Annotated in this window: 14 protein-coding genes; 5 read left to right on the top strand and 9 right to left on the bottom strand. The window is 46.0% G+C overall.

Going from position 1 to position 21,156, the window contains the following annotated elements; translation table 11 throughout:
- Window positions 1-21: 21 nt before the first annotated feature.
- Window positions 22-1,194, top strand: coding sequence for an RNA-guided endonuclease InsQ/TnpB family protein (locus NX720_RS05065; RefSeq protein ID WP_262599824.1), 1,173 nt, complete (start codon window positions 22-24; stop codon window positions 1,192-1,194).
- A gap of 174 nt (window positions 1,195-1,368) precedes the next feature.
- On the opposite strand, the gene NX720_RS05060 is transcribed toward NX720_RS05065, so the two are convergent.
- From NX720_RS05060 to NX720_RS05020, 9 genes are all read right to left on the bottom strand, one after another.
- Complete coding sequence (locus tag NX720_RS05060) at window positions 1,369-2,928, bottom strand: RING-HC finger protein (RefSeq protein ID WP_262599822.1); 1,560 nt, start codon at window positions 2,926-2,928, stop codon at window positions 1,369-1,371.
- Between the two features lie 67 nt (window positions 2,929-2,995).
- A complete protein-coding gene (locus NX720_RS05055) occupies window positions 2,996-7,240 on the bottom strand; it encodes a TROVE domain-containing protein (RefSeq protein ID WP_262599821.1) in 4,245 nt (1,414 codons plus the stop codon).
- A 204-nt stretch (window positions 7,241-7,444) separates the two neighbouring features.
- Window positions 7,445-9,016: a SpoVR family protein gene (locus NX720_RS05050; RefSeq protein WP_262599820.1), complete on the bottom strand. Its 1,572-nt coding sequence runs from the start codon at window positions 9,014-9,016 to the stop codon at window positions 7,445-7,447.
- Window positions 9,009-10,295 (bottom strand): YeaH/YhbH family protein, encoded by a 1,287-nt coding sequence (locus NX720_RS05045; protein ID WP_262599818.1) that lies wholly within the window; start codon window positions 10,293-10,295, stop codon window positions 9,009-9,011. Before NX720_RS05045 ends, NX720_RS05050 begins: the two co-directional genes overlap by 8 nt.
- Before the next feature lie 147 nt (window positions 10,296-10,442).
- Complete coding sequence (locus tag NX720_RS05040; protein WP_262599816.1) at window positions 10,443-12,365, bottom strand: PrkA family serine protein kinase; 1,923 nt, start codon at window positions 12,363-12,365, stop codon at window positions 10,443-10,445.
- A 467-nt stretch (window positions 12,366-12,832) separates the two neighbouring features.
- Complete coding sequence (locus tag NX720_RS05035; RefSeq protein WP_262599815.1) at window positions 12,833-13,612, bottom strand: hypothetical protein; 780 nt, start codon at window positions 13,610-13,612, stop codon at window positions 12,833-12,835.
- 139 nt (window positions 13,613-13,751) lie between these two features.
- The gene (locus NX720_RS05030; protein ID WP_262599814.1) at window positions 13,752-14,522 is read right to left on the bottom strand and encodes a hypothetical protein; all 771 of its coding nucleotides are present in this window, start codon (window positions 14,520-14,522) and stop codon (window positions 13,752-13,754) included.
- Window positions 14,523-14,661: 139 nt separating this feature from the next.
- Window positions 14,662-15,429 carry a hypothetical protein gene (locus NX720_RS05025; protein WP_262599812.1) on the bottom strand — a complete coding sequence of 256 codons (768 nt, stop codon included), beginning with the start codon at window positions 15,427-15,429 and terminating at the stop codon, window positions 14,662-14,664.
- A gap of 162 nt (window positions 15,430-15,591) precedes the next feature.
- Window positions 15,592-16,443, bottom strand: coding sequence for a lysophospholipid acyltransferase family protein (locus NX720_RS05020; RefSeq protein ID WP_262599810.1), 852 nt, complete (start codon window positions 16,441-16,443; stop codon window positions 15,592-15,594).
- A 286-nt stretch (window positions 16,444-16,729) separates the two neighbouring features.
- Here NX720_RS05020 and NX720_RS05015 point away from each other — a divergent pair, with 286 nt between their 5' ends.
- The 4 genes from NX720_RS05015 (at window position 16,730) to NX720_RS05000 (ending at window position 21,148) form a co-directional block, all read left to right on the top strand.
- Window positions 16,730-17,515 carry a sulfite exporter TauE/SafE family protein gene (locus NX720_RS05015; protein WP_262599808.1) on the top strand — a complete coding sequence of 262 codons (786 nt, stop codon included), beginning with the start codon at window positions 16,730-16,732 and terminating at the stop codon, window positions 17,513-17,515.
- A gap of 41 nt (window positions 17,516-17,556) precedes the next feature.
- A complete protein-coding gene (gene lgt, locus NX720_RS05010) occupies window positions 17,557-18,417 on the top strand; it encodes a prolipoprotein diacylglyceryl transferase (RefSeq protein WP_262599807.1) in 861 nt (286 codons plus the stop codon).
- Window positions 18,414-19,247, top strand: a complete 834-nt coding sequence (locus tag NX720_RS05005; protein WP_262599805.1) for a thymidylate synthase — start codon at window positions 18,414-18,416, stop codon at window positions 19,245-19,247. The genes lgt and NX720_RS05005 overlap by 4 nt, the downstream gene beginning before the upstream one ends.
- A 185-nt stretch (window positions 19,248-19,432) precedes the next feature.
- Window positions 19,433-21,148, top strand: coding sequence for an SET domain-containing protein-lysine N-methyltransferase (locus NX720_RS05000; protein ID WP_262599804.1), 1,716 nt, complete (start codon window positions 19,433-19,435; stop codon window positions 21,146-21,148).
- Window positions 21,149-21,156: the final 8 nt, after the last annotated feature.

The following is a 21,156-nucleotide window of genomic DNA, read 5'->3' as shown; positions in this document are numbered from 1 at the left end:
TGAGCACTGAAATAACGTTCCATGCTGAGAGCCACCAAAGTACGAATCTATCCAACATCAGAGCAGGCGGAATTTCTCGACCGTCAGTTTGATGCTGTGCGGTTCGTATGGAACAAGGCCCTGGCTATTAAGGTTCATTATTACAAGGTTCGTGGGCAGAGCCTTTCTCCCAAAAAACACCTGAAGCCCTTGCTGGCAAAAGCCAAGAAAAGCCGAAAGTACTCATGGCTGAAAAACGCTGACTCTATTGCACTGCAACAGGCCACTATCAATCTGGATACGGCCTTTCAAAACTTTTTCAATCCCAAATTGCAGGCAAGATTTCCTCGCTTCAAGAAAAAGCATGGCAAGCAAAGTAGCTACCATTGTACGTCTGTCTCTGTGGGCGATAACTGGATAAAAATCCCCAAGTGCAAGCCCATAAGGGCTAAAGTGCATCGTGAAATAGTGGGTAAGGTGAAGTCTATCACCCTGAGCAGAACGCTAACCGGCAAGTATTTTGCCTCCATATTGGCTGATGATACCCAGGAACAACCAAAACAGATTGATAATCTTGAAGCTAATCAGGTTGTCGGTGTTGATATGGGGATTACTGATCTGGCTATCACCAGTACCGGCCATAAGACTGACAATCCTCGCTTTCTGAAAAAAGCACAACGTAACCTGAAAAGAAAACAACAGGCTCTATCTCGCTGCAAGAAAGGCTCAAAAGGTAGGCACAAAGCCCGTTTATTGGTGGCAAAGGCGCATGAGCGTGTAGCCTTTGCCCGTAATGATTTTCAGCATAAGCTATCAAAACAACTCATCGACGAAAACCAAGCGGTGATTGTGGAGACACTGAAAGTTAAAAACATGCTCAAGAACAAGCGTCTTGCTCGTTCTATTGCTGATGCTGGCTGGCACTCACTGATAACCAAACTCGAATACAAGGCAAAGCAGGAAGGTAAACATCTGGTGAAGATAGACCAGTGGTTTGCATCCTCTAAAACTTGCTCAGTCTGCGATTTGAAACAGGAAAAAATGCCATTGAGAATCCGATCATGGGAGTGTAGCTGTGGTGCTATCCATGACCGGGATATTAATGCAGCTCGCAATATCAAGAAGCAAGGCATATTGAAATTAAAGGCGGAAGGACTGTCCGTTTCTGCTGATGGAGGCTTGCGTAAATCCGGCATACTGTCGGTTGCTGCCTAAGAAATCAGAAGCCTCACCCGATAGGGTGGGGAGCAGTCACCTGGCGAGCTGGTCACTGCCATAGCTGTTGTTGCCTGCTTTGGCAGCCTGATTTACTGGCAGCTGGTAAGGAGGTCGGTGATCAGCCAACCTCAATAAGAATACTCCCGGGCGAAGGTCCTGATTGAAAAAATATTAGTTAAAATACAGTTTTAAAATACCTTCGATTTTATGTCGGCACATGGGGCAATTGGGAACGTTTGATTGTAAAAGTCTATTTGCACAGTCATAGCATGTCGATGCATGTTGACAAGGCATAAGAGCTGCAGATTGTTTTTTTTCAAGACAGATACAGCATGATTCAGAACTGGATGACTGTTCAGAACTGACCCCGTTAAGCCTGTCATTCAACTGCGCATTTAACCTTAAAAGTTGAGTAATAGTTCTTTGCGCCCTATTCGGTCGATTTGTATTAGGATTCTCTACCGCCTGTTGTATGGCAGGTGCTTCAGGGGTGGCCGTGTCGGACGTATCAGTACCGGATAGCCGGGTAAACAATCGGGTTGGTTCCTCATCGGCCAGCCTTTGATGGGTAAGCGCCAGATTAGTCCAGAAGTCTGGTGACAATTGCGGATAATCTGAAGACATTTGTCTCATATAGTTAAAATCAAAAGAGCAGTTAAGAGGGAGGATAACTTCTCTTGACTGAAGATAAGCACTTACATAACTGAAATAAACTGTTTGCATAGTATCAGCCGCTGGATAGTTACGATTTATATCTTCGGGCGTACTCAGGGGCGCTCTTGAAAAAACATTGCGATTGATTAAGTGAAAGGAAAAACTAATAGAAAGTGAGCGAAGCAAAGTTGCAAAAACAAAATCTTTATCCGCCCCGGTCGAGTTTAGGAAATGGATTATGTCTTCTGTCGTTATGAACGCAAAAGGATCATACTCATGGTTAATTTGGGATGTACTCTCTGGTGAGGTGCTCGTTGTCGGGCGATTGGCTGATGATAAAACTCTCTGAAACACTCGATTAAAAAAAGTCCGCTGAATCAAGGCAAGGTGATCATTTATTGTTGCAAGCGGATTGTCTCCAGCCTGAACATCCATACGAACCCATGGCTCAAGAAAAGAGGCTAACAACAATGCAAGACCAGTATTACTAATGCATGAAACATTATCATTTGGGTTTGAATAAAAATCTTCAAATCCTATCGTTGCCGAGTTTGTAGAACCAGCATTATTCGTTCTTTGCGCTATTTTCCTGCATCTTTTTTTTTCAGAGTTGCTGTTTGCAGACCGTAGTCTGAAATTGCTGAGGTTTATATCGTGGAAAAAATCCATATTAATTCTCTGTGTATACAATATATTTCTGTTGCTAATGTTACTCGCATTTAAATTAAATATTCGAGTCAGGAGCTGGCTCATTTGTCTTATAGCTTGATCGTTATTACCTGCCATTCTGGAAATAAAGTCATAGTAAAAATTAACCATATTTCGGAAGTTGTTTATATCAAGAATATAATTCTCCCGGCTATTGCATGCTGTTATTCTCTGGTCGTTTGTCAGGTTCTGGTCAAGCGAAGTCAGGTTGATAGTGACCCATCCAATCTTTATATCTACAAGTTGGCTGTCGCCTGAGTTTTGTCTGGAAATGATATAATTGCTAATGGAAAAGTCATCAGCATGCGTGAATAAACTGGTTGTCAATAATAAGATGCAGCCATATATTATTCTCATTTTAATCGCCATTTTTCTGTAATCCCGTAGTAAGATGTTAACGATGTCTATGTATTGGCAGGGCTACAATAAAATTGTCTCACTCATAATCCGAATAGTATTCATAATCCGAATGGTCTCCATAATCCGAACCGTTTTCATGATCATAATTGTCCTCATGATCCGAATCGCTTCCAACTATCATTGCCTCATCAATAAGAGCTTCTAGGGACTCTTCAGCAACAGGAACCTGATTCCAGTAGTCACTAATTACAGACAGATGTTCAGTAAATTTTGGAACAAAGAGTACATGGTCTATTTCTTTAAATAAGCTGTCAAATTGTTCGTTAAGTTTTTTATTGGTAGAATGCATGGCAACGATTAGCCGCGCTTTATTATTAACAGCTTCCCTATATTCTTTCATTTTTTCTAAAAGATACTTTATCTCTGGTATGCTTTGATAATGTCCGTCAATAAAAATAACGAATTGATCAAAAGTAATCCTGCTATTAATTGCCTGCTCTAATGCTGCTAAAGAAGAGTAGGAGTTGTGCTGAACCGGGACAGCTATAAAAGAAGCATTTTCATCAACCTCATCATCAATCCGGTCGTTGCCGTAAGTATCTTTAAATACATTCGCAACGCTGATTTCTTTCAAGAATTGACTATTGCTCTGAAGCTCTCTTGTAACAATGTTATCAACCTGTCGTGGCAGTTCATTAGTTACACTATACTTGGAAATAATTTTTCTTTGAATGGTTGGTTTTGGCAGGGTGTCTGAAGGATTCTGCTGGCTAATTACTTTCAGCCCATTTTTGAAACCCTGTTCAAACTTAGAAAATGCCATCTCTAGACTGCATCCGGGGCTGCCAACCTGCCAAGTGTCCAGTAGACTGTAACTGATATGCCTTTTGGCAAATTCTTCCATTTGTTTAACCGGGTCAAGACCATCAGGGTCTCCATCAGAATAATGGTCATCGTATTTACTTAGAGAGTGCAAATTGCAACCATGCGGGGGGGCGTCGGTAATATGAAATATGATTTTCACAGAAGTTTTCAGCCAGTTACATTGACTGACCTGATCGAATGCACCTGCAATATCTTCAGGAACATCAGACCCACCTTCTGCCTCCTGAAGTGAGACTGAGGTTTGTATTTCTCTTGTATCAATGGTGAAATCATTAACTGCAAACCAATTTCTTTTAGTCTTTCGGAGATAGCCAGTACGGGGTAAGTCCTTATAACCTATGAATGCAACTTCTACCTTCTGTCTATCATCAATACCGTTTATTTCTAATAGCTTCGATTCAGTTTTTTCCACTGCCATTTTAATAGCTTGTTGACATGCTTTGATTTCACCTTTCATACTCCCTGTTGTATCTAGCAGGAAAAGGATTTGAACAGCTGTTTCATACCCTTTGTTTTGACTTTCAGCCTCCCTGGCCTGAACAAGTTTTTTCCTGTCCTGCTCTTCCTTATGGGCTTTTAAGTTGTCCATAATGGCCAGGGAGCCGGTAACCTTCTTCATCAAATTCTGATTCATTTTCAATGCATAGTTCTCACCATCATCTTTGCTGTATATCACTACGGTTGAGTCACAGCCTGATTTTAACGACCATGGAGCGATAATTGATAATGCTGCGTCACTGAACGACAGCGTTCCTGTTTCATCAACATAGTTATCCCTGTCAGCCGATGATATGCCAAATACAAAACAGGTTTTTTGATTATTAGTTTGCCCACTGTTGAGTGACTCTACATAGCTACTTTCCAGTGTTTCAACAACACCGCTCTTAGGAGCCCATCGCACTTTCCCTAAGTTTCCTTCACCTTGATAGTAGTACCTCAGGCCTTTTTGGAGTGCATGGGGTGAAAGTTTAGCGCATTCTATTGATTCTTTGCTTAGCTTTGATTTCAGCAAATTATAGGCGGAATCACCTTTGTTAACAAAAATATCGAGGCTGGACATGATGCCAAGATTTCGTATAACTGCATGGGGAGGCATGGATTTGAAAAGCGCTTTCCAAACATCTTTGTTTTTAAGGTGGTGGGTGCTAATTTGCTCTCTGGATAATCGATGTTTTTCAATCAGACCAATGACTTCATCAGCTGTCGTATCGGCGAGTGTTGCTTTTTTATAATCTCTCATAACTTCCAAGGCTTTTCTGGCCTTGCTGATGTCTGGTTCTGAATAGGCATCTGCTGTACCTGCCTTTTTCTGGATCTCCTCATCTATGTATGCATCAAAATTTATATTTTTATGTTTTTTATTTAAATAAAATTTAGTAATGATTTTTTCTTCCAGTGTTGCAGGCTTAAAATGTGAGAGCTTTATCAGTTCGGCCTGAGACACCTTGACATTTTCTTTCTTGTCAGCACCAGGATAAGATCGACTTTGATATTTGAACAGGTCAGGGAGTAACTTTCCATTAATGCCCAGCCCTCTGTAATGATCTGTAACGATTCTTCTTTGTGACCTCCCCCAGGGCTGAATGATTTTTTCTGTCTTTATTTTTTTTGCGGGCAGGGCACTGTCTGTATCCATGACTGATTGTTCATCCTTAGCACCGTCAGTACAGCTTGACAGTCTTTTTTTCGCCATAATCGGAAGAAAAGAAGCACCGCTTCTTGATTGAGACATAATTTCCTGTACCTTGCGCCTTAATACAGGATTGTCTGACTGTTCCAGGTTGACCAATACTTCTGCCAATATTGATGGCTGAATATTATGGCTCTTCATTAGCCTTTTCAGGGTGTTGATGCTATCTTCCTCACTGAATTCCGGTTTCAGTCTTAACACTGTCACGCCATTACTACTGACTTCCTGAAATAATTTATCCTTTCCTTCACCTGTCAGAAGATATTGAATTATCTGGAACTGTTCCGGTGTCAGCGAAGCACTTGGGAAAGTATCTCCTTCCACATCATCGCTCATTATCATTTTTTTATCCGGTTCAGGCTCCATCATAAATAAAGCGGTCCGCCGTAAAAAAGCATCGTTAACCGGCCGTAATAAATCGATTAAATTCGATTTTACTTTACTCACAAAAGATGTGGATTCTATTGCTGATAGTGCACTGTGATGCTGTTTATGGTAATCATGATGATGCCCTGTCTGTTCACTATGGCTTACAGCCTTCAATATCGACTTGCTGGTTTCAGGAATAACCAGCGTTTGCGCTATTAACTTTTCTGTACCTGAAATAATATTTTCCAGATTCCAGACCTCCTGAGCCGCGATATACTCAATAAGCTGTTCAGAATCTCTTGCAATGACTAATGGTAGGAGGTCTTTAAGTGGCAAATGGCTATTGGTCAAATAAAAGTAGCCTGAGTTTTCTTTGTTAGAATAATCACTGATGACGAGTCTTTGGTTATTACCAAGCTCAGAGCTTAGCGTACGGTAAGACCTGTATGATATGTGTGTTGACCTCGGTTTTAAATGGTTCTGGGTTGTCATTTTTTTGCTGCTGCTACTTAAAGCGTTGTTCATTTGAACAACAATAGCTTCAATGGTTTTTCCATCGAAAACGCTATACATAACATCTGAATCAATATTAAGGCACCAGTGGTTGATCAGTTCCAGATCCCAGAGGGTACTGTCGTTTGAATCGATAGGTATAGTGAGTGAAGTGTTATGCTTCTCACCATTGACGGTTACAGCCAGAGATTTTTTTTTGTCCTCACTATTTTTAACTTGTATGGAAATGTGGTCTGAACCATGAGTTGTCATGGTTTCATAAAGCTGTTTCCAAAATATTTCATCATCATTTAGCTGGTTTGCCTTGGTATTGTTTAATTCATTGCTCAACTTTTTAATACGTAAAACAGGAGAAAGTGTGTCTGAGGTGTGGACTGTGAAATAAAAATGCCTGCCCAGCCCGCGCGACTCCACATGAACTGGCATATTGCCTCTTCGCTGCTGGCAAGTTAGATAATTTTGTCTGTCAAAAGCGACACCCGACAGGCCGTATCGTGATATATCGCGCCACTTATTTTTCAGTGCAGGGTAAAACTGTTGGAGTGCCATTACAGTTGCAATGCCCTGGCTGAGCGGGATGCCATTTCTTAGAAGGGCTTCCCACTCGGGATGCAGTTTTGCAAGGCTCCCTGCTGAAGCGGCATACAGGAAGGGTCCTATATGTGCAAAGCTATAGACCATGATGTTCAGTGGAATTTGAAATAGTCTCAGGTATGAATTTTCCGGATAGCTAACTAAGTGTGTTGTTGTATCTGAAGAATAAACGACACTAGTTGAAAGGGCATCCTTACCCTGAGCATTTTTAAAAAAACTGAAACAAAAAATAAGCACACATAAAACTGAAACCTTTAACAGTCTGGTCACGGTATTTATCTCTTGTAGTTAAATTTAATACGACCTTTTTGCTGCACGGGTATCAGGTTAGTAGAAAGCAGTTAACTGTCTACCGATAAGCTAAAAATTTATTACGAGGTTGCTGAGAAGGGTTACAACTTATGGTAGGAATCCACCACTAACCTGCTTGAGCGGGTTAGTGGCAGAGTTGTGGTTTGGCGGCAGAGCGTCGGGTTATACGACACCCTCCTCTTGATAGCGCTCTTCTGTTGGAAGCTCATAGCGGGCGATGAGCTTATCATTCTGGTCAACAGACTCCATTCTTACATCAAACCCCCAGAGCCTGCGCAGGTGTTTGATAATCTCAAGAGCGCTGTCGTCTTCAACAGGCCGGCCCTTATGCATGTAATGCCTGAGTGTCAGTGAGCGGTCACCCCTGACATCGGCGCTGTAGACCTGAATATTGGGCTCCCTGTTGCCCAGGTTGTACTGGGCTGCCAGAGACTCACGCAGATTGCGATAGCCCGTTTCATCGTGAATGGCACTGATTTCCAGATAGCTTTCACGATCATCGTCGTTAATACAGAACAGGCGCAGGTCGCGCATGACTTTAGGCGAGAGATACTGAAGGACAAAACTCTCATCCTTAAAGTTGCGCATGGCAAAGTGGACGGCTTCCAGCCAGTCTGAACCGGCCAGGTCCGGGAACCAGTAGCGGTCTTCTTCCGTCGGATGCTCGCACATTCGGCGGATATCCTGGAAGATGGCAAAACCCAGGGCATAAGGGTTGATGCCGCTGTAACGCTGGTCATCAAAAGCAGGCTGGAACACCACATTGGAATGAGAATGCAGGAACTCCATAATAAAGCCTTCCGTGATCAGACCTTCGTTATACATCTCATGCATCAGGTGGTAATGCCAGAAGGACGCCCAGCCTTCATTCATCACCTGTGTCTGTCGCTGAGGGTAGAAGTATTGTGCCACTTTGCGCACGATACGGATGATTTCCCGCTGCCAGGTTTCCAGCAGCGGCGCATTCTTCTCGACAAAGTACAGAATATTTTCTTCCGGGTGCTGTGGGTAACGGAATTCCTGTGCCTGCTGCTCTGTCTCTTTAATTGGAATGGTGCGCCACAGATCATTCAGGTTGCGCTGGATATACTCTTCACGATCTTTCGCCAGGGCTTTCTCCTGCTCCGGTGAAATCGGGCGAGGCCGTTCGTACCGGTTTACGCCCTGATTCATCAGTGCATGACTGGCGTCCAGTATTTCTTCCACCGCATCCACGCCGTGCTTTTCTTCGCACTGGGCAATGTAGTTCCTGGCAAACAACAGATAATCAATAATGGAATCCGCGTCTGTCCACTGCCGGAACAGATAGTTGCCCTTAAAGAACGAGTTATGACCATAACAGGCGTGTGCAATCACCAGCGCCTGCATGGGCATGGTGTTCTCTTCCATCAGGTAGGCGATGCACGGGTTGGAGTTGATAACGATTTCATAAGCCAGCCCCATCTGACCCCGCTGGTAGCTTTGCTGATTGCTGAGAAATTGTTTGCCAAAACTCCAGTGGTTGTACATCAGGGGCATGCCCACGGAGGCGTAGGCATCAATCATCTGCTCGGAGCTGATGACTTCGATCTGGTTTGGATAGGTATCCAGTCGAAACTTGTCGGCCAGACGGGCAAACTCACGGTCATATTGTTCCAGCAGCTCAAAGGTCCACTCAGAACCGGTGGAGATAAAGTTCTGCTTGGCGGGTTTCTTTTGCGTTAACTCTCGTTCGAGGGTTTCATTGTCAGGCATTCTCGGCCTCCTTCTTCTCGAAGAGCTTGCGGAATACCGGGTAGATGTCTCCATGGCCACGAATTTGCTGCATGGCGAAATGTCCGGGATTCTCCTTCTCAATCACCTTGTATTCATGCCAGAGGTTCTGGTGATGGCGGTCGGTGATTTCTACATAAGAGTAATACTGGGTTTTGGGTAGCAGCTTTTCTTTAATGATCTTACTGCACTTGCTGGAGTCCGCTTCCCAGTTATCCCCGTCAGAGGCCTGGGCAATGTAGATATTCCATTCACTGGGCGAATAACGATCCAGAAGAATTTCATCAGTCAGGCGCAGAGCGGAAGAAACCACTGTACCGCCGGTTTCCCTGGCATAGAAAAAGTCGTGTTCGTTACACTCTCTGGCTTCGGAGTGATGGCGGATAAAGACCACTTCGATTTTTTCGTAATTCCTTTCCAGAAACATATACAGCAACAGGAAGAAACGTTTGGCGATATCCTTGATCTCCCGGGTCATGGAGCCGGAGACATCCATCACGCAGAACATGACCGCCTTGCTGGAGGGCTGTGGCACCTTTGTCATGTTGTTGTATTTCAGGTCAAAGTCATCAATAAACGGCAGTCGTCTAAGTTTGCCGTTCAGTTCGGCAATGCGCTGTCTGAGTTCTTTGGCACGGAACTGATCGGTGTCCGCCGGGCTGACTTCCATTTCCCGCAGTTCACGTTTCAGCTCACGAATTTCCCGACGCTCTTTACCGGATAGCGCAATGCGCCGGGCATGTGCCGCACGCAGTGAGCGGACAATGTTTAAACGGTCTGGTGAACCGGCCGAGGTAAAGCCTGCCCGCTTGAGTTTGAATTCGGTAATGTCTTTCAGCTCTTTGCGAACCAGGTTAGGCAGCGCCAGGTCTTCAAACAGGTACTCAAGAAATTCTTCCCGGTTGATCTGGAACACAAACTCATCGGTGCCTGAGCCACTGTCACTGGCTTGACCGTCACCGGAGCCCTGGCCGCCACCTCCGCCTTCCGGTCGCTGGAAACGGTCGCCGGTATTGAACTCTTTGTTGCCGGGATGAACCTGTTCGTGCTGGCCGCCCTGACCGTGATGGAAGACGGGCTCGCTCAGGTCTTTTCTGGGAATACTGATATCACTGCCACTTTCGACATCAGTAATGGATCGCTGGTCAACGGCGTCCTGCACCGCTTCTTTTACCAGGTTTTTGTAGCGCCTGAGGAAGCGCTGGCGATTGACCGTACTCTTCTTCTTTGCGTTGAGGCGCCGGTCTATGATGATGCTCATGGACGCTCTCCTTAGGTACTGTGCTTATTGTTTTGTGCGTTAGCAGGGGGGGCTCATGCCTTAAAGAAGGCATGAGTCGTCCTTGTTATGAAACTGCAATTTTTATCACCAGAGGTGACGAAAACCGCAGTTTCCGCTCATGGCTGTTTACTGGGACTTACGCACTCGAATGTACCATTCGGACAGCAGACGTACCTGCTTCTCGGTATAACCATAATCCACCATACGGCTGACAAAGTCTGCGTGTTTCCGCTGATCGTCCTGAGAGCCTTTGGCGTTAAAGGAAATAACCGGCAGCAGGTCTTCCGTGTTAGAGAACATCTTCTTCTCAATCACTGCACGCATCTTCTCGTAACTTAACCAGCTCGGGTTCTTGCCATCGTGGTTCGCACGGGCGCGAAGTACGAAGTTAACCACTTCGTTACGGAAGTCTTTCGGGTTGGCAATACCGGCTGGTTTTTCGATCTTTTCCAGCTCGTCGTTCAGGGAGGCGCGATCCAGAATATGGCCGGTATCCGGATCACGGAACTCCTGATCCTGAATCCAGAAGTCAGCGTAGGTGATATAACGGTCAAAAATATTCTGCCCGTACTCGGAATACGACTCGAGGTAAGCGGTCTGGATTTCCTTGCCCAGGAACTCCACATACTTCGGTGTCAGGTATTCCTTGATATAACGCATGTAGCGGTCCTGCACTTCTTCAGCGTACTGCTGTTGCTCAATCTGTTGTTCCAGGACATACAACAGGTGTACGGGGTTAGCGGCGACCTCGGTGGAGTCAAAGTTAAACACCTTGGAGAGAATCTTGAAGGCGAAACGTGTAGACAGACCCTCCATACCTTCGTCGACTCCGGCGGCGTCTTTATACTCCTGTAAAGGCTTGGCATTTGGATCAGTGTCCTTCAGGTTTTCACCGTCATAGACACGCATCTTGGAATAAATGGAAGAGTTTTCCGGCTCCTTGATACGCGACAATGTGGTGAACTGGGCCAGCATTTTCAGAGTGTCTGGTGCGCAGGGTGCGTCTTTCAGGGAGCTGTGTTCCAGCAGTTTGTCATAAATCCGGATTTCTTCACTGATCCGTGTGCAGTACGGCACCTTGACGATGTTGACACGGTCAATAAAGGCTTCGTTAGTCTTGTTATTGCGGAAGGACTGCCACTCGGATTCGTTGGAGTGCGCCAGAATGACGCCTTCGTAAGGAATGGCGCCCATACCTTCGGTGCTGTTGTAGTTGCCTTCCTGGGTCGCAGTCAGCAGTGGGTGCAGCACTTTAACCGGAGCCTTGAACATTTCCACGAACTCCATAATGCCCTGGTTCGCGCGGCACAGTGCGCCGGAGAAACTGTAGGCATCCGGATCATCCTGGGAGAATTCTTCCAGCTGACGGATATCGACTTTACCGACCAGACTGGAAATATCCTGATTGTTCTCGTCGCCGGGCTCGGTCTTGGCAACGGCAATCTGATTCAGACGGCTGGGGTAGAGTTTTACGACACGGAATTTGGAAATGTCACCGCCGTACTCATGGAGTCGTTTAACCGCCCATGGCGACATGATGTACTTCAGGTAACGACCGGGAATACCATATTCTTCGGTCAGGATTTTTCCGTCTTCTTCCGGGTTGAACAGTCCCAGGGGGGACTCGAACACCGGGGAGCCTTTAATGGCGTAGAACGGCACATGCTCAATCAGCTGCTTGAGCTTTTCGGCCAGTGAGGACTTACCACCGCCCACCGGCCCCAGCAGATAGAGAATCTGCTTCTTCTCTTCCAGTCCCTGGGCTGCGTGTTTGAAGTAGGAGACAATCTGCTCTATGGCTTCTTCCATGCCATAGAATTCCTGAAACGTCGGGTAACGCTTGATGAGTTTATTGGAAAAAATCCGGCTGAGTCTCGGGTCCCGGGCCGTGTCGATGACCTCTGGCTCACCGATGGCCTCCAGCATTCGCTCTGCCGCATTGGCGTAAGCCCCGGGATCCACCTTACAGAGGTCGAGATACTCCTGAAGGCTCATCTCTTCTTGCTGAGTGGAATCGAACCGTTGCTGATAGTGCTTGAAAATAGACATTTTTTATTGGCTCCCCCGCCTGGCCTCGAGTGAACCTCTCGGCGTACTGCTTTTTATTTACTTTTTGAAAATGCAATGTTCATCACCCGGGGTGACGATAGTCACATTTTTTCAGCTCAAGGCTGTTTTCAGCTCAGGGCTGTTTTCAGCTCAGGGCTGTTTTTCCGCTCAAGGCTGTTTGTGCTGGTTATTCTCTGGTATCAGGGCGCATTTTATCTCTCAGGGATCGAACGACAGTGGATGCGTATTTGATCTCTGTATCTCACTTTATAGAGGCTGCAGGTACAAATGTCTATAGCTTTTGTTGGCTATTGTTAGCCGCTTTGATGCTCAACAGGGAAGGAAAAATTGACTGAATACGTTTTCATTTTTTAGCAAAATCGTCGTAAACCCTCGCCCAATGCGGGCGGGGATATAAGATCGTTCCTACTGTCCGGGCCAGTATGGGGATGCTTGTTCGCTTGCTGCTAAGGCAGACCTAAAAGGTGGGAACTATGGCGCTCATTGAAGTAGGCCTGCACCTGCTTCGCTGCTTCCATTCCCTCCATGATTCCATCTGACAGAAGCAATGGCAATGGCTTCCTGAAATTCGGGTTGACAGCTAACCAGATCCTGGTGAGGCTGAAGGGCCATGTACACCGACAGTTTTTCATTCCCGCATCTATTTTGCCCAGCGGCCACACGATACCAACGATGTAGGAGCCGGGAATATTAGATGCAAAATTAACCTCATAAATATCTCTTAAAATAGGATTGTGTATAACCACTCGTTCATTAGGATCAGGTGCGGGTATGGCAAAACCTTTAAATTCTGTTGCGTCGATGAGGTAGACATAACCTGAACCTGTACTGGGTGATCGCGGATTCCTGCGTGAAAACCGAAGTGAATATTGGGCACAAACGCTGACGCAAACGCTTGTTGATATACCGTAGATGCCAGTAGCCCCACCGCCTACAGCGCCTATCATTGTACGCGCCCGTGTATTCTCGTCACCTGGTGTGAGCTGCAATTCGAAACCATCTTCAAAGATAAGATTTGGCGGCCTGGTGTCACCACGAAAAACGTAGCCAGAAAAATAGGAGGGCTGAACATCGACCATAACAGCTCCTGAAATCCCGGGAGCTCTGGAGCACCAGTTACCAGGGGTGTAGCAAGCCCCTAATACCGTCGTAGTATTGAGAAAATGATGACGGTTAGTCAGTTCAAGAACATTGGAATAGTGGGTTAAGCTATCAAGGGTCAACATCTTTTCTTCCACTTCAGGAGCAACTTCAGGAGTAATAAAAAGCCGCAGTAAGATGTAAATTTACAAAAATATTAGTACATCATTTTAATGAGGTACTGGCATGAAGGTATACAACGTAACAACCTGCTGAATCGAGTATCTATCTATTAGTGTCAGCGGAACTTGTTGGGTGCTCATTGAAATGGCTTTGCACCTGCCTGGCTGCATCCATTCCTTTCATGATGGTATCGGTCAGAAGCACTGGCTTGGTAAAATTCGGGTTGACAGCCAACCATAGCCGGGTGGGTCTATAGGACCAGATGCCTTGGCAGTTTTCCATTCCCTCATATTCGTTGCCCCTCGTCCACACGATACCAACGATGTAAGATTCGGGGATATTAGACGCAAAATTAACCTCATCAATCTCTCTTAAAATAGGATTTTGCTTAGCCAGTGGATCATCAGGATGAGTTGTAGGTATGGCAAAACCTTTAAACTCTGTTGCGTCAATGAGGTAGACGTAACCTGAATATGGGCTAGGAAAAAACGGATCCCGGCGTGAAGGCTCAAAAGCGTATTTGCCGCCCATGCTGGCACAAATGCTTGTTGATATACCGCATGCGCGGGTATACCCTCCCACGGAGCCCGTCACTCTACTCTGATATCTTGTCTCGCTTCTTGATGTGGGCTGTAAGTCGAAACCAATCTCAAAGATATGGTCGGGCGGCCTGGTGTCCCCACGAAAAACGTAGCCGGAAAAATAGGAGGGCTTAACATCGACCACAACGGTTTCTGAAAAGCCCGGAGCATCGGAACACCAGTCGGCAGGAGTGTAACAGGATTCTGATATCGTCGTAGTATTGAGAAAATGATTAGGGTTAGTCAGTTCAAGAACATTGGAATAGTGGGTTAAGCTCTTAAGGGTCAACATCTTTTCTTCCACTTCAGGAGCAACTTCAGGAGTAATAAAAAGCCGCAGTAAGATGTAAATTTACAAAAATATTAGTACATCATTTTAATGAGGTACTGGCATGAAGGTATTCAACGTAACAATCTGCTGAGTCGAGTATCTATCTATTAGTGTCAGCGGAACTTGTTGGGCGCTCATTGAAATGGCTTTGCACCTGCATGGCTGCTTCCATTCCTTCCATGATGGTATCGGTCACAAGCATTGGCTTGGTAAAATGCGGGTTGACAGCCAGCCAGATTCTGGAGGGGGTGTCGAGCCAGGGTCTTTGGCAGTGTTTCAATCCACTGGTTATTCTGCCCGATGGCCACACTATACCAACGATGTAAGATCCGGGAATATAAGACGCAAAGTTAACCTCATAAATATCTTTTAAAATGGGGTTTTGTGCAGCTATCGGGTCATTAGGGCGGGGGGATGGTATGGCAAAACCTTTAAACTCTGTTGCGTCGATGAGGTAGACAAAACCTGCACCTGATGAAAAAGGATCGAGGTTTGAAGCCCGGGAAGAATAATGGCCACAAACGCTGGCACAAACACTTGTTGATATACCGTGCTTGCCAGTAATTCCCCCTTTTACAGCGCCAATCGTTCTGAGTCTATGTCTTCTCGCGCTACTTGATGTGGGCTGTAAGCCGAAACCAACCTCGAAGATAAGGTCGGGTGGCCTGGCGTCCCCACGAAAAACGTAGCCGGAAAAATAGGAGGGCTTAACCTTGACCACAACGGTTTCTGAAAAGCCCGGAGCATCGGAACACCAGTCGGCAGGAGTGTAACAGGCCCCTGGTATCGTCGTAGTATTGAGAAAATGATGAGGGTTAGTCAGTTCAAGAATATTGGAGTAGTGGGTTACGCTCTCAAGGGTTAACATCTTTACTTCCACTTCAGGAGCAATAAAAAGGCGCAATCAGACATTTACCGGGCTTTTAGCTTCTGGCTATTAGCTGCTCAACAGCCAACAGCCAACAGCCAACAGCGAATAGTAGCTGATGTTCAGGAGCGAACCCTTACTGTTTTCACAATCAAGCGCAGACTATTCGTGTTTTCTGATCTTTTTTTTCAGTTTGAACCGGTCGTAATGCCATATCCATAACTCTGGATGCTCTCTGATCACGGCTTCCATTTTGTATATTAGTCGCTGCAGGTTGTGTTGAACACTGTTGTTGCGATTGTCTTTTAGCTCAATGTCAAAACGCTCGAAATGAAGCTGCCATTCACCATTATCTGCCAGGGTACAGTAATGGAACAGAATTGGGCTTTTGCTCAACATCGCTGTATAGATGCCACTGGCAGGGGCCGAAGTTTTCTGACCAAAGAAAGTCACCGGCATTTCCTTGGCACGCATGTCGCTGTATAAAAAGACGGCGTATTTCTGTTTGATGGCCTGAAGTACGGCTATTGGATTACCGCGCTGAATAAACTGGATGCCTGCTCGTTGCAGGGCCGAGCGTCCCAGGCTGTTCAGCCATGGGCTTTGCTTACCCGCACCAATGACAGTTTTAGTCTGGATACCTTCCTGAGTCAGTGCCATGGTGCCCAGATCGGGTGGTCCGGTATGCAACGATATGATAATAACGCCCCGGTCTTCGGCAACGGCCTCCTGAACGGTCGTCAGGTTATGCAGCTGATAGCGGGTGTGCTTTAAACGGGGAAGCGAAAGTACATAGTTAAGGCTGTGTCGGGCGGCTTCCCTGGCTATCTGGTGGCTGCGCTGAGGATCTATATCAGGCATAGCCAGCTTGATGGAAGCTCTGGCAATGTGACCCTTCTGGCGGTCCAGCAACCATGCCCCGGCTTGGCCTATCCCATTCCAGAACACATCGGGCAGGTATGACAGAGCACTGACGGTTCTCTCTGCTGCGACTTCCTTCCAGCTTGTAAACATAGGTTTAGATTAATTAATGCGCATTACTAGGGCTGGAGAGTTTAAGGTATCCTGATTAAAAATCATAATTCGGTGAAACAATAACGTGTATAAGTGATAATCTCTCTGCAAAACAGCGATTATCACAAAAACGCTCCTAGCCGATAATAGACGGGTTAAACTAAATTTTTTTACTTTCTGGCTTATCTCAAGTTCACTGTTGTACGGGTTGTCTGGATGAATGACTTCAAGTTTCAAGTACTTTAGTACAGGCTCCAGTTGTGGGTAAGCCAGTCAGGATGGTGGCATGGTATTTTTGTCTTATTTAATTTTGGGGGCGCTGGCAGGCACGCTGGCAGGCCTGTTTGGTATTGGCGGTGGGCTCATTATCGTACCCGCCCTGGTTTTCAGCTTTGAAATCCAGGGGCTTCCATCAGACATTCTGACTCATTTAGCAGTGGGCACTTCTCTGGCTACCATTGCTGTAACATCCCTCAGCTCAATTCGTGCGCACCATGCTAAAGGCTCTGTGTGCTGGCCTATTTTTCTTCTGATGACGATAGGCATTCTGCTGGGTGCCTGGTTTGGGGTTTATACCGCCATCCAGATGACTGGTGAGGTATTGCGGAAGACGATAGGCATTTTCGCCATCCTTATGGCCATCAAAATGTGGATAGGCTTCAAAGTCAGAGAGGGCAGTCATATTCCATCACGCCCCACGTTTTTTAGCGCCGGCATTTTTATAGGCTGGGCTTCCACTATCTTCGGGATTGGTGGTGGCACCTTGTCTGTGCCCTTTCTGCGCAAAAGCAACCTGCAAATGCCCGAGGCAGTCGGCACCTCGGCGGCCTGTGGTTTACCTATTGCCCTGATGGGCGCTCTGGCCAATATGTTGATGGGGCAGGGGAACGATCAGCTTCCGGCCATGACGACAGGTTATGTTTACTGGCCTGCTTTTCTGGGCATTGTGCTGACCAGTATGCTGTTTGCCCGTTATGGCGCAAGACTGGCGCACCACCTGTCGGCAGAGAGGCTGCAAAAACTCTTTGCTGTTTTTCTTTTGCTGGTAGGGGTAGAGTTTCTTATCCTATAAGCTTTCGTTTTTTACCATTCATCAGAGAACTGGAATCACCCGTGATCCCTTACCCAGATATAGACCCTATCCTGTTCAGTCTTGGTCCTTTAAGCATTCGCTGGTATGGACTTATGTACCTTGTCGGTTTTGCCGGAGCCTGGTGGCTGGGCATTTATCGCGCCAGAAAGTCCAATGGTTTGTGGAGTGAAGAGCAGATCGGTGACCTGGTGTTCTATAGCGCCATGGGAGTAATTCTTGGTGGACGCTTTGGTTATGTGGTGTTTTACAATTTCGACCACTTCCTGAGAGACCCGCTCTGGCTGTTCCGGGTGTGGGAAGGCGGTATGTCATTTCACGGTGGTCTGCTGGGTGTGCTGCTGGCCGCGTATCTGTTTGGCAAAAAGCATGGCAAAAGCTTTTTTCAGATGACTGATTTTATCGCTCCCACGGTGCCTTTAGGTCTTGGTGCCGGACGCATCGGCAACTTTATAGGCGGTGAGCTCTGGGGACGTGTGAGCGATGCACCATGGGCCATGATATTTCCTAACGACCCGTCCCAACTGCCAAGGCACCCATCCCAGCTGTACCAGTTCTTCATCGAAGGCGTTGTGCTGTTCTCTGTACTCTGGTGGTTCTCATCCAAACCCCGCCCCAGAATGGCCGTGTCGGGTCTGTTCCTGATTATCTATGGTCTTGGACGTTTTCTGGTTGAATTTGTGCGTCAGCCTGATGAACAGCTCGGTTTTATTGCGTTTGAGTGGCTAACTATGGGGCAGTTGCTATCTACCCCGATGATCATTCTGGGTGTAGCATTTATGGTTATTGGTTATTCAAAATACCCTCTGGTGAATGGTCAGAACCAAGACGACCTGACCTGGCTGAAACAGCACCCAGCGGCTAAAAACGGACTGAAAAAATGAAACAGTATCTGGACCTTCTGCGTCATGTGAAAGACCATGGCACGTTTAAATCGGATCGTACCGGCACCGGCACTTACAGTGTGTTCGGTTACCAGATGCGTTTTAACCTGGCGGATGGTTTTCCACTGATCACCACCAAGAAATGCCACCTGCGCTCCATCATTCATGAGTTACTGTGGTTTTTGAAAGGTGACACTAACATTAGTTACCTGAAAGAAAATGGCGTTCGCATCTGGGATGAATGGGCAACGGAAACCGGCGATCTGGGCCCTGTATACGGCAAACAGTGGCGCAGCTGGGAAGGTCCTAACGGCGAAGTCGTGGACCAGATTCAGTGGTTGCTGGATGAAATTAAAAAGAACCCGGACTCCCGTCGTCTGGTGATCAGCGCCTGGAACCCAACGGTTCTGCCGGATGTAAAACATTCACCAAAGGAAAACGCTGCCATGGGCAAGCAGGCACTGCCGCCCTGTCACTGTCTGTTCCAGTTCTATGTGCTGGATGGCAAATTGTCCTGTCAGCTTTATCAGCGCAGCGCTGATATTTTCCTGGGCGTGCCATTTAACATTGCGTCCTATGCGTTGCTGACTATGATGATTGCCCGGGTATGCGGGCTGGAACTGGGTGAGTTTGTGCATACTTTTGGCGACGCGCACATTTACTCTAACCACCTGGAGCAGGTTGAGGAGCAGTTGTCCAGAGAGCCTCTGCCCTTACCCACCATGAAGCTGAACCCGCTGATCAAAGACCTCTTTGAATTCACCATTGATGATATTGAACTGGTGGATTATCAGGCGCATCCGCATATTAAGGCAGCAGTTTCAGTATAAAGTAGCTTCGTTATAACCACTGAACACCGGGCTTAACGATCTGTCAGGCCCGGTGTCCCTCGATTCAACTGACTGCTTTGTTGTTAGTCACACTGACCATTCGGTTATTCTCCTGATAATGAATGAATTTGCTGGCCATTTTATTGTCCATCTTTTTATTCGTTCTTAAGGAAAAAAGGTTAGTCATGCAAATTTTTGGTTCAGGATGCTCATTGGGTTCCGTTAGTGGGGGTAATACTCACAAGCAGAATCAGTATACCGGGCATAACAAAAGTCGCGTTGTTTTTGGTAGAGAAGTTCGTTTCCTGCTGGCTGGTTCGCCTGTGGCTGCTAATAGTTCAAAAGAACATTTAGAGCCCTGTCAACATCAAACAGTCGCTCTGCCTTTTACTATTCCTGTCGAAAAAAACTCACAGCTTGCTGAAAAGCAAAAGCATATTGATGAATGCAGGGAAATTAAGAGCCTGCTGACCGGAACAACACGAATCGCGACTAAACTTCTGCCTGTCGATTCACAGCCCGGTAAAGACCTGCCCGAAAGTACGGAAAACTCACCCGTCCCCACAGCCCCCTTTGTATCCGCGGGAAGCTCAAAGATCGACGGTAAGGGGGCATTTGCGGGTAAAGACTTTGTCGCTGGTGAGAAGGTGGGTGAATATACAGGGAAGACAGTACTTTCATATCCCTGTAAACAGCATCCTGAGCATTTTTATGTTGCTGAAATTATTGAAGAAGGTCTTGAACGGGATAATATTGCTGAAAAGATTCAATATCGGAACAATGATACGTTTGTCGTATGGACAGGCATTGACCTTAAAGGCACGCCGATGGAGTTCGGTGTTGATGGTACTGCAAACCTGAAGTATTTAAATCACTCTAAAAAACCCAATGTAAAGTTGAATGTTAATTTTGAGGGTTCAGCAGCCCTCTGGTCAGAAAAAGACAAAGTGAAAGTGAGTGTCATTGCTTTAAAAAATATAAAAAGTGGTGAGGAGCTATGCTTTGATTACCTGCACGGGAATAAGAAAAAAATAAACTTCGGGAAAAATCTTGTTGTGAATGCTGATGATTCTGAGGAGGTAAGATATGCCATCGAATCCATATTACCCGTTACTATTTTTGGTAAAAAAGGCTACGTCATTGAGCAGGGTGAAAAGCGTAAACTATGTGACGTTGATGTAGAATCGACAGGAAGTATTCTTAAAAGAATGCGACAAACTAAAAATTATTCTGAACAAGCCGGGGTATCAATCGATGTAATCGATGCCGACACAAGAAAGTCTTTTCATAAAAGTATGCCTGAAGAAAAATGGAACCGGTACGGTAAGCTCTGGAATTATATCGGTTCTGACGGAAACAGAGAGCTGGATAACAAAAATAAAAAGATCTTAAAAGAACTGATTGATGACATCAATAATGAGGGACTGGATCTGGAATACCGTTTGAAACTTCTGCATACCACCGAGTATTTCTGGGTTGTGGACAATATGGAAGGTGACTGGAAAACCTGCATCAAGCCAAAAATGCAGGTAATAAAAAATACGGCGATAGCCGCAGGTGTTACCGAAGACATCCTGAAGGCAACAGACTTAGCGGATTTTCATGACGAAAATGAGCTTTCTGATACAGTCTGGCGACTCTGTGCAAATCAGTGGAACCGCCTCAGTGATGGTCACCCCCTGAATGATCATGATCGTAAGGCGCTAAAAGGTATACAGGAACTTGTTTCAGATCGAAGCGAGCTCAGCGTAGCACTGAAAAATAAACTCAGGCATACGACCAATTTCTTCTGGGCAGAAGCCGGATACTCCGTGGACTGGCAGCTTTATGTTTCCAGCGTTAAACCTGAAACTGCTGTTAAACCGAAAAAAGCCGTAAAAGAAAAAAAGAACCTGAAATGAGATGGGCA

Origin of the sequence: Endozoicomonas euniceicola (assembly GCF_025562755.1) — a bacterium.
GTDB classification, from domain to species: domain Bacteria; phylum Pseudomonadota; class Gammaproteobacteria; order Pseudomonadales; family Endozoicomonadaceae; genus Endozoicomonas_A; species Endozoicomonas_A euniceicola.
The sequence above is the reverse complement of the archived record's forward strand: the minus strand, read 5'-3'. Positions and strand labels throughout refer to the sequence as shown.

Bases quoted from the DNA above. Each gene is read 5' to 3' on its own strand.
- NX720_RS05065 (WP_262599824.1), top strand. From the start codon at position 22: ATGCTGAGAGCCACCAAAGTACGAATCTATCCAACATCAGAGCAGGCG.
- NX720_RS05060 (WP_262599822.1), bottom strand. From the start codon at position 2,928: ATGGCGATTAAAATGAGAATAATATATGGCTGCATCTTATTATTGACA.
- NX720_RS05050 (WP_262599820.1), bottom strand. From the start codon at position 9,016: ATGCCTGACAATGAAACCCTCGAACGAGAGTTAACGCAAAAGAAACCC.
- NX720_RS05045 (WP_262599818.1), bottom strand. From the start codon at position 10,295: ATGAGCATCATCATAGACCGGCGCCTCAACGCAAAGAAGAAGAGTACG.
- NX720_RS05040 (WP_262599816.1), bottom strand. From the start codon at position 12,365: ATGTCTATTTTCAAGCACTATCAGCAACGGTTCGATTCCACTCAGCAA.
- NX720_RS05035 (WP_262599815.1), bottom strand. From the start codon at position 13,612: ATGTTGACCCTTGATAGCTTAACCCACTATTCCAATGTTCTTGAACTG.
- NX720_RS05030 (WP_262599814.1), bottom strand. From the start codon at position 14,522: ATGTTGACCCTTAAGAGCTTAACCCACTATTCCAATGTTCTTGAACTG.
- NX720_RS05025 (WP_262599812.1), bottom strand. From the start codon at position 15,429: ATGTTAACCCTTGAGAGCGTAACCCACTACTCCAATATTCTTGAACTG.
- NX720_RS05020 (WP_262599810.1), bottom strand. From the start codon at position 16,443: ATGTTTACAAGCTGGAAGGAAGTCGCAGCAGAGAGAACCGTCAGTGCT.
- NX720_RS05015 (WP_262599808.1), top strand. From the start codon at position 16,730: ATGGTATTTTTGTCTTATTTAATTTTGGGGGCGCTGGCAGGCACGCTG.
- NX720_RS05005 (WP_262599805.1), top strand. From the start codon at position 18,414: ATGAAACAGTATCTGGACCTTCTGCGTCATGTGAAAGACCATGGCACG.
- NX720_RS05000 (WP_262599804.1), top strand. From the start codon at position 19,433: ATGCAAATTTTTGGTTCAGGATGCTCATTGGGTTCCGTTAGTGGGGGT.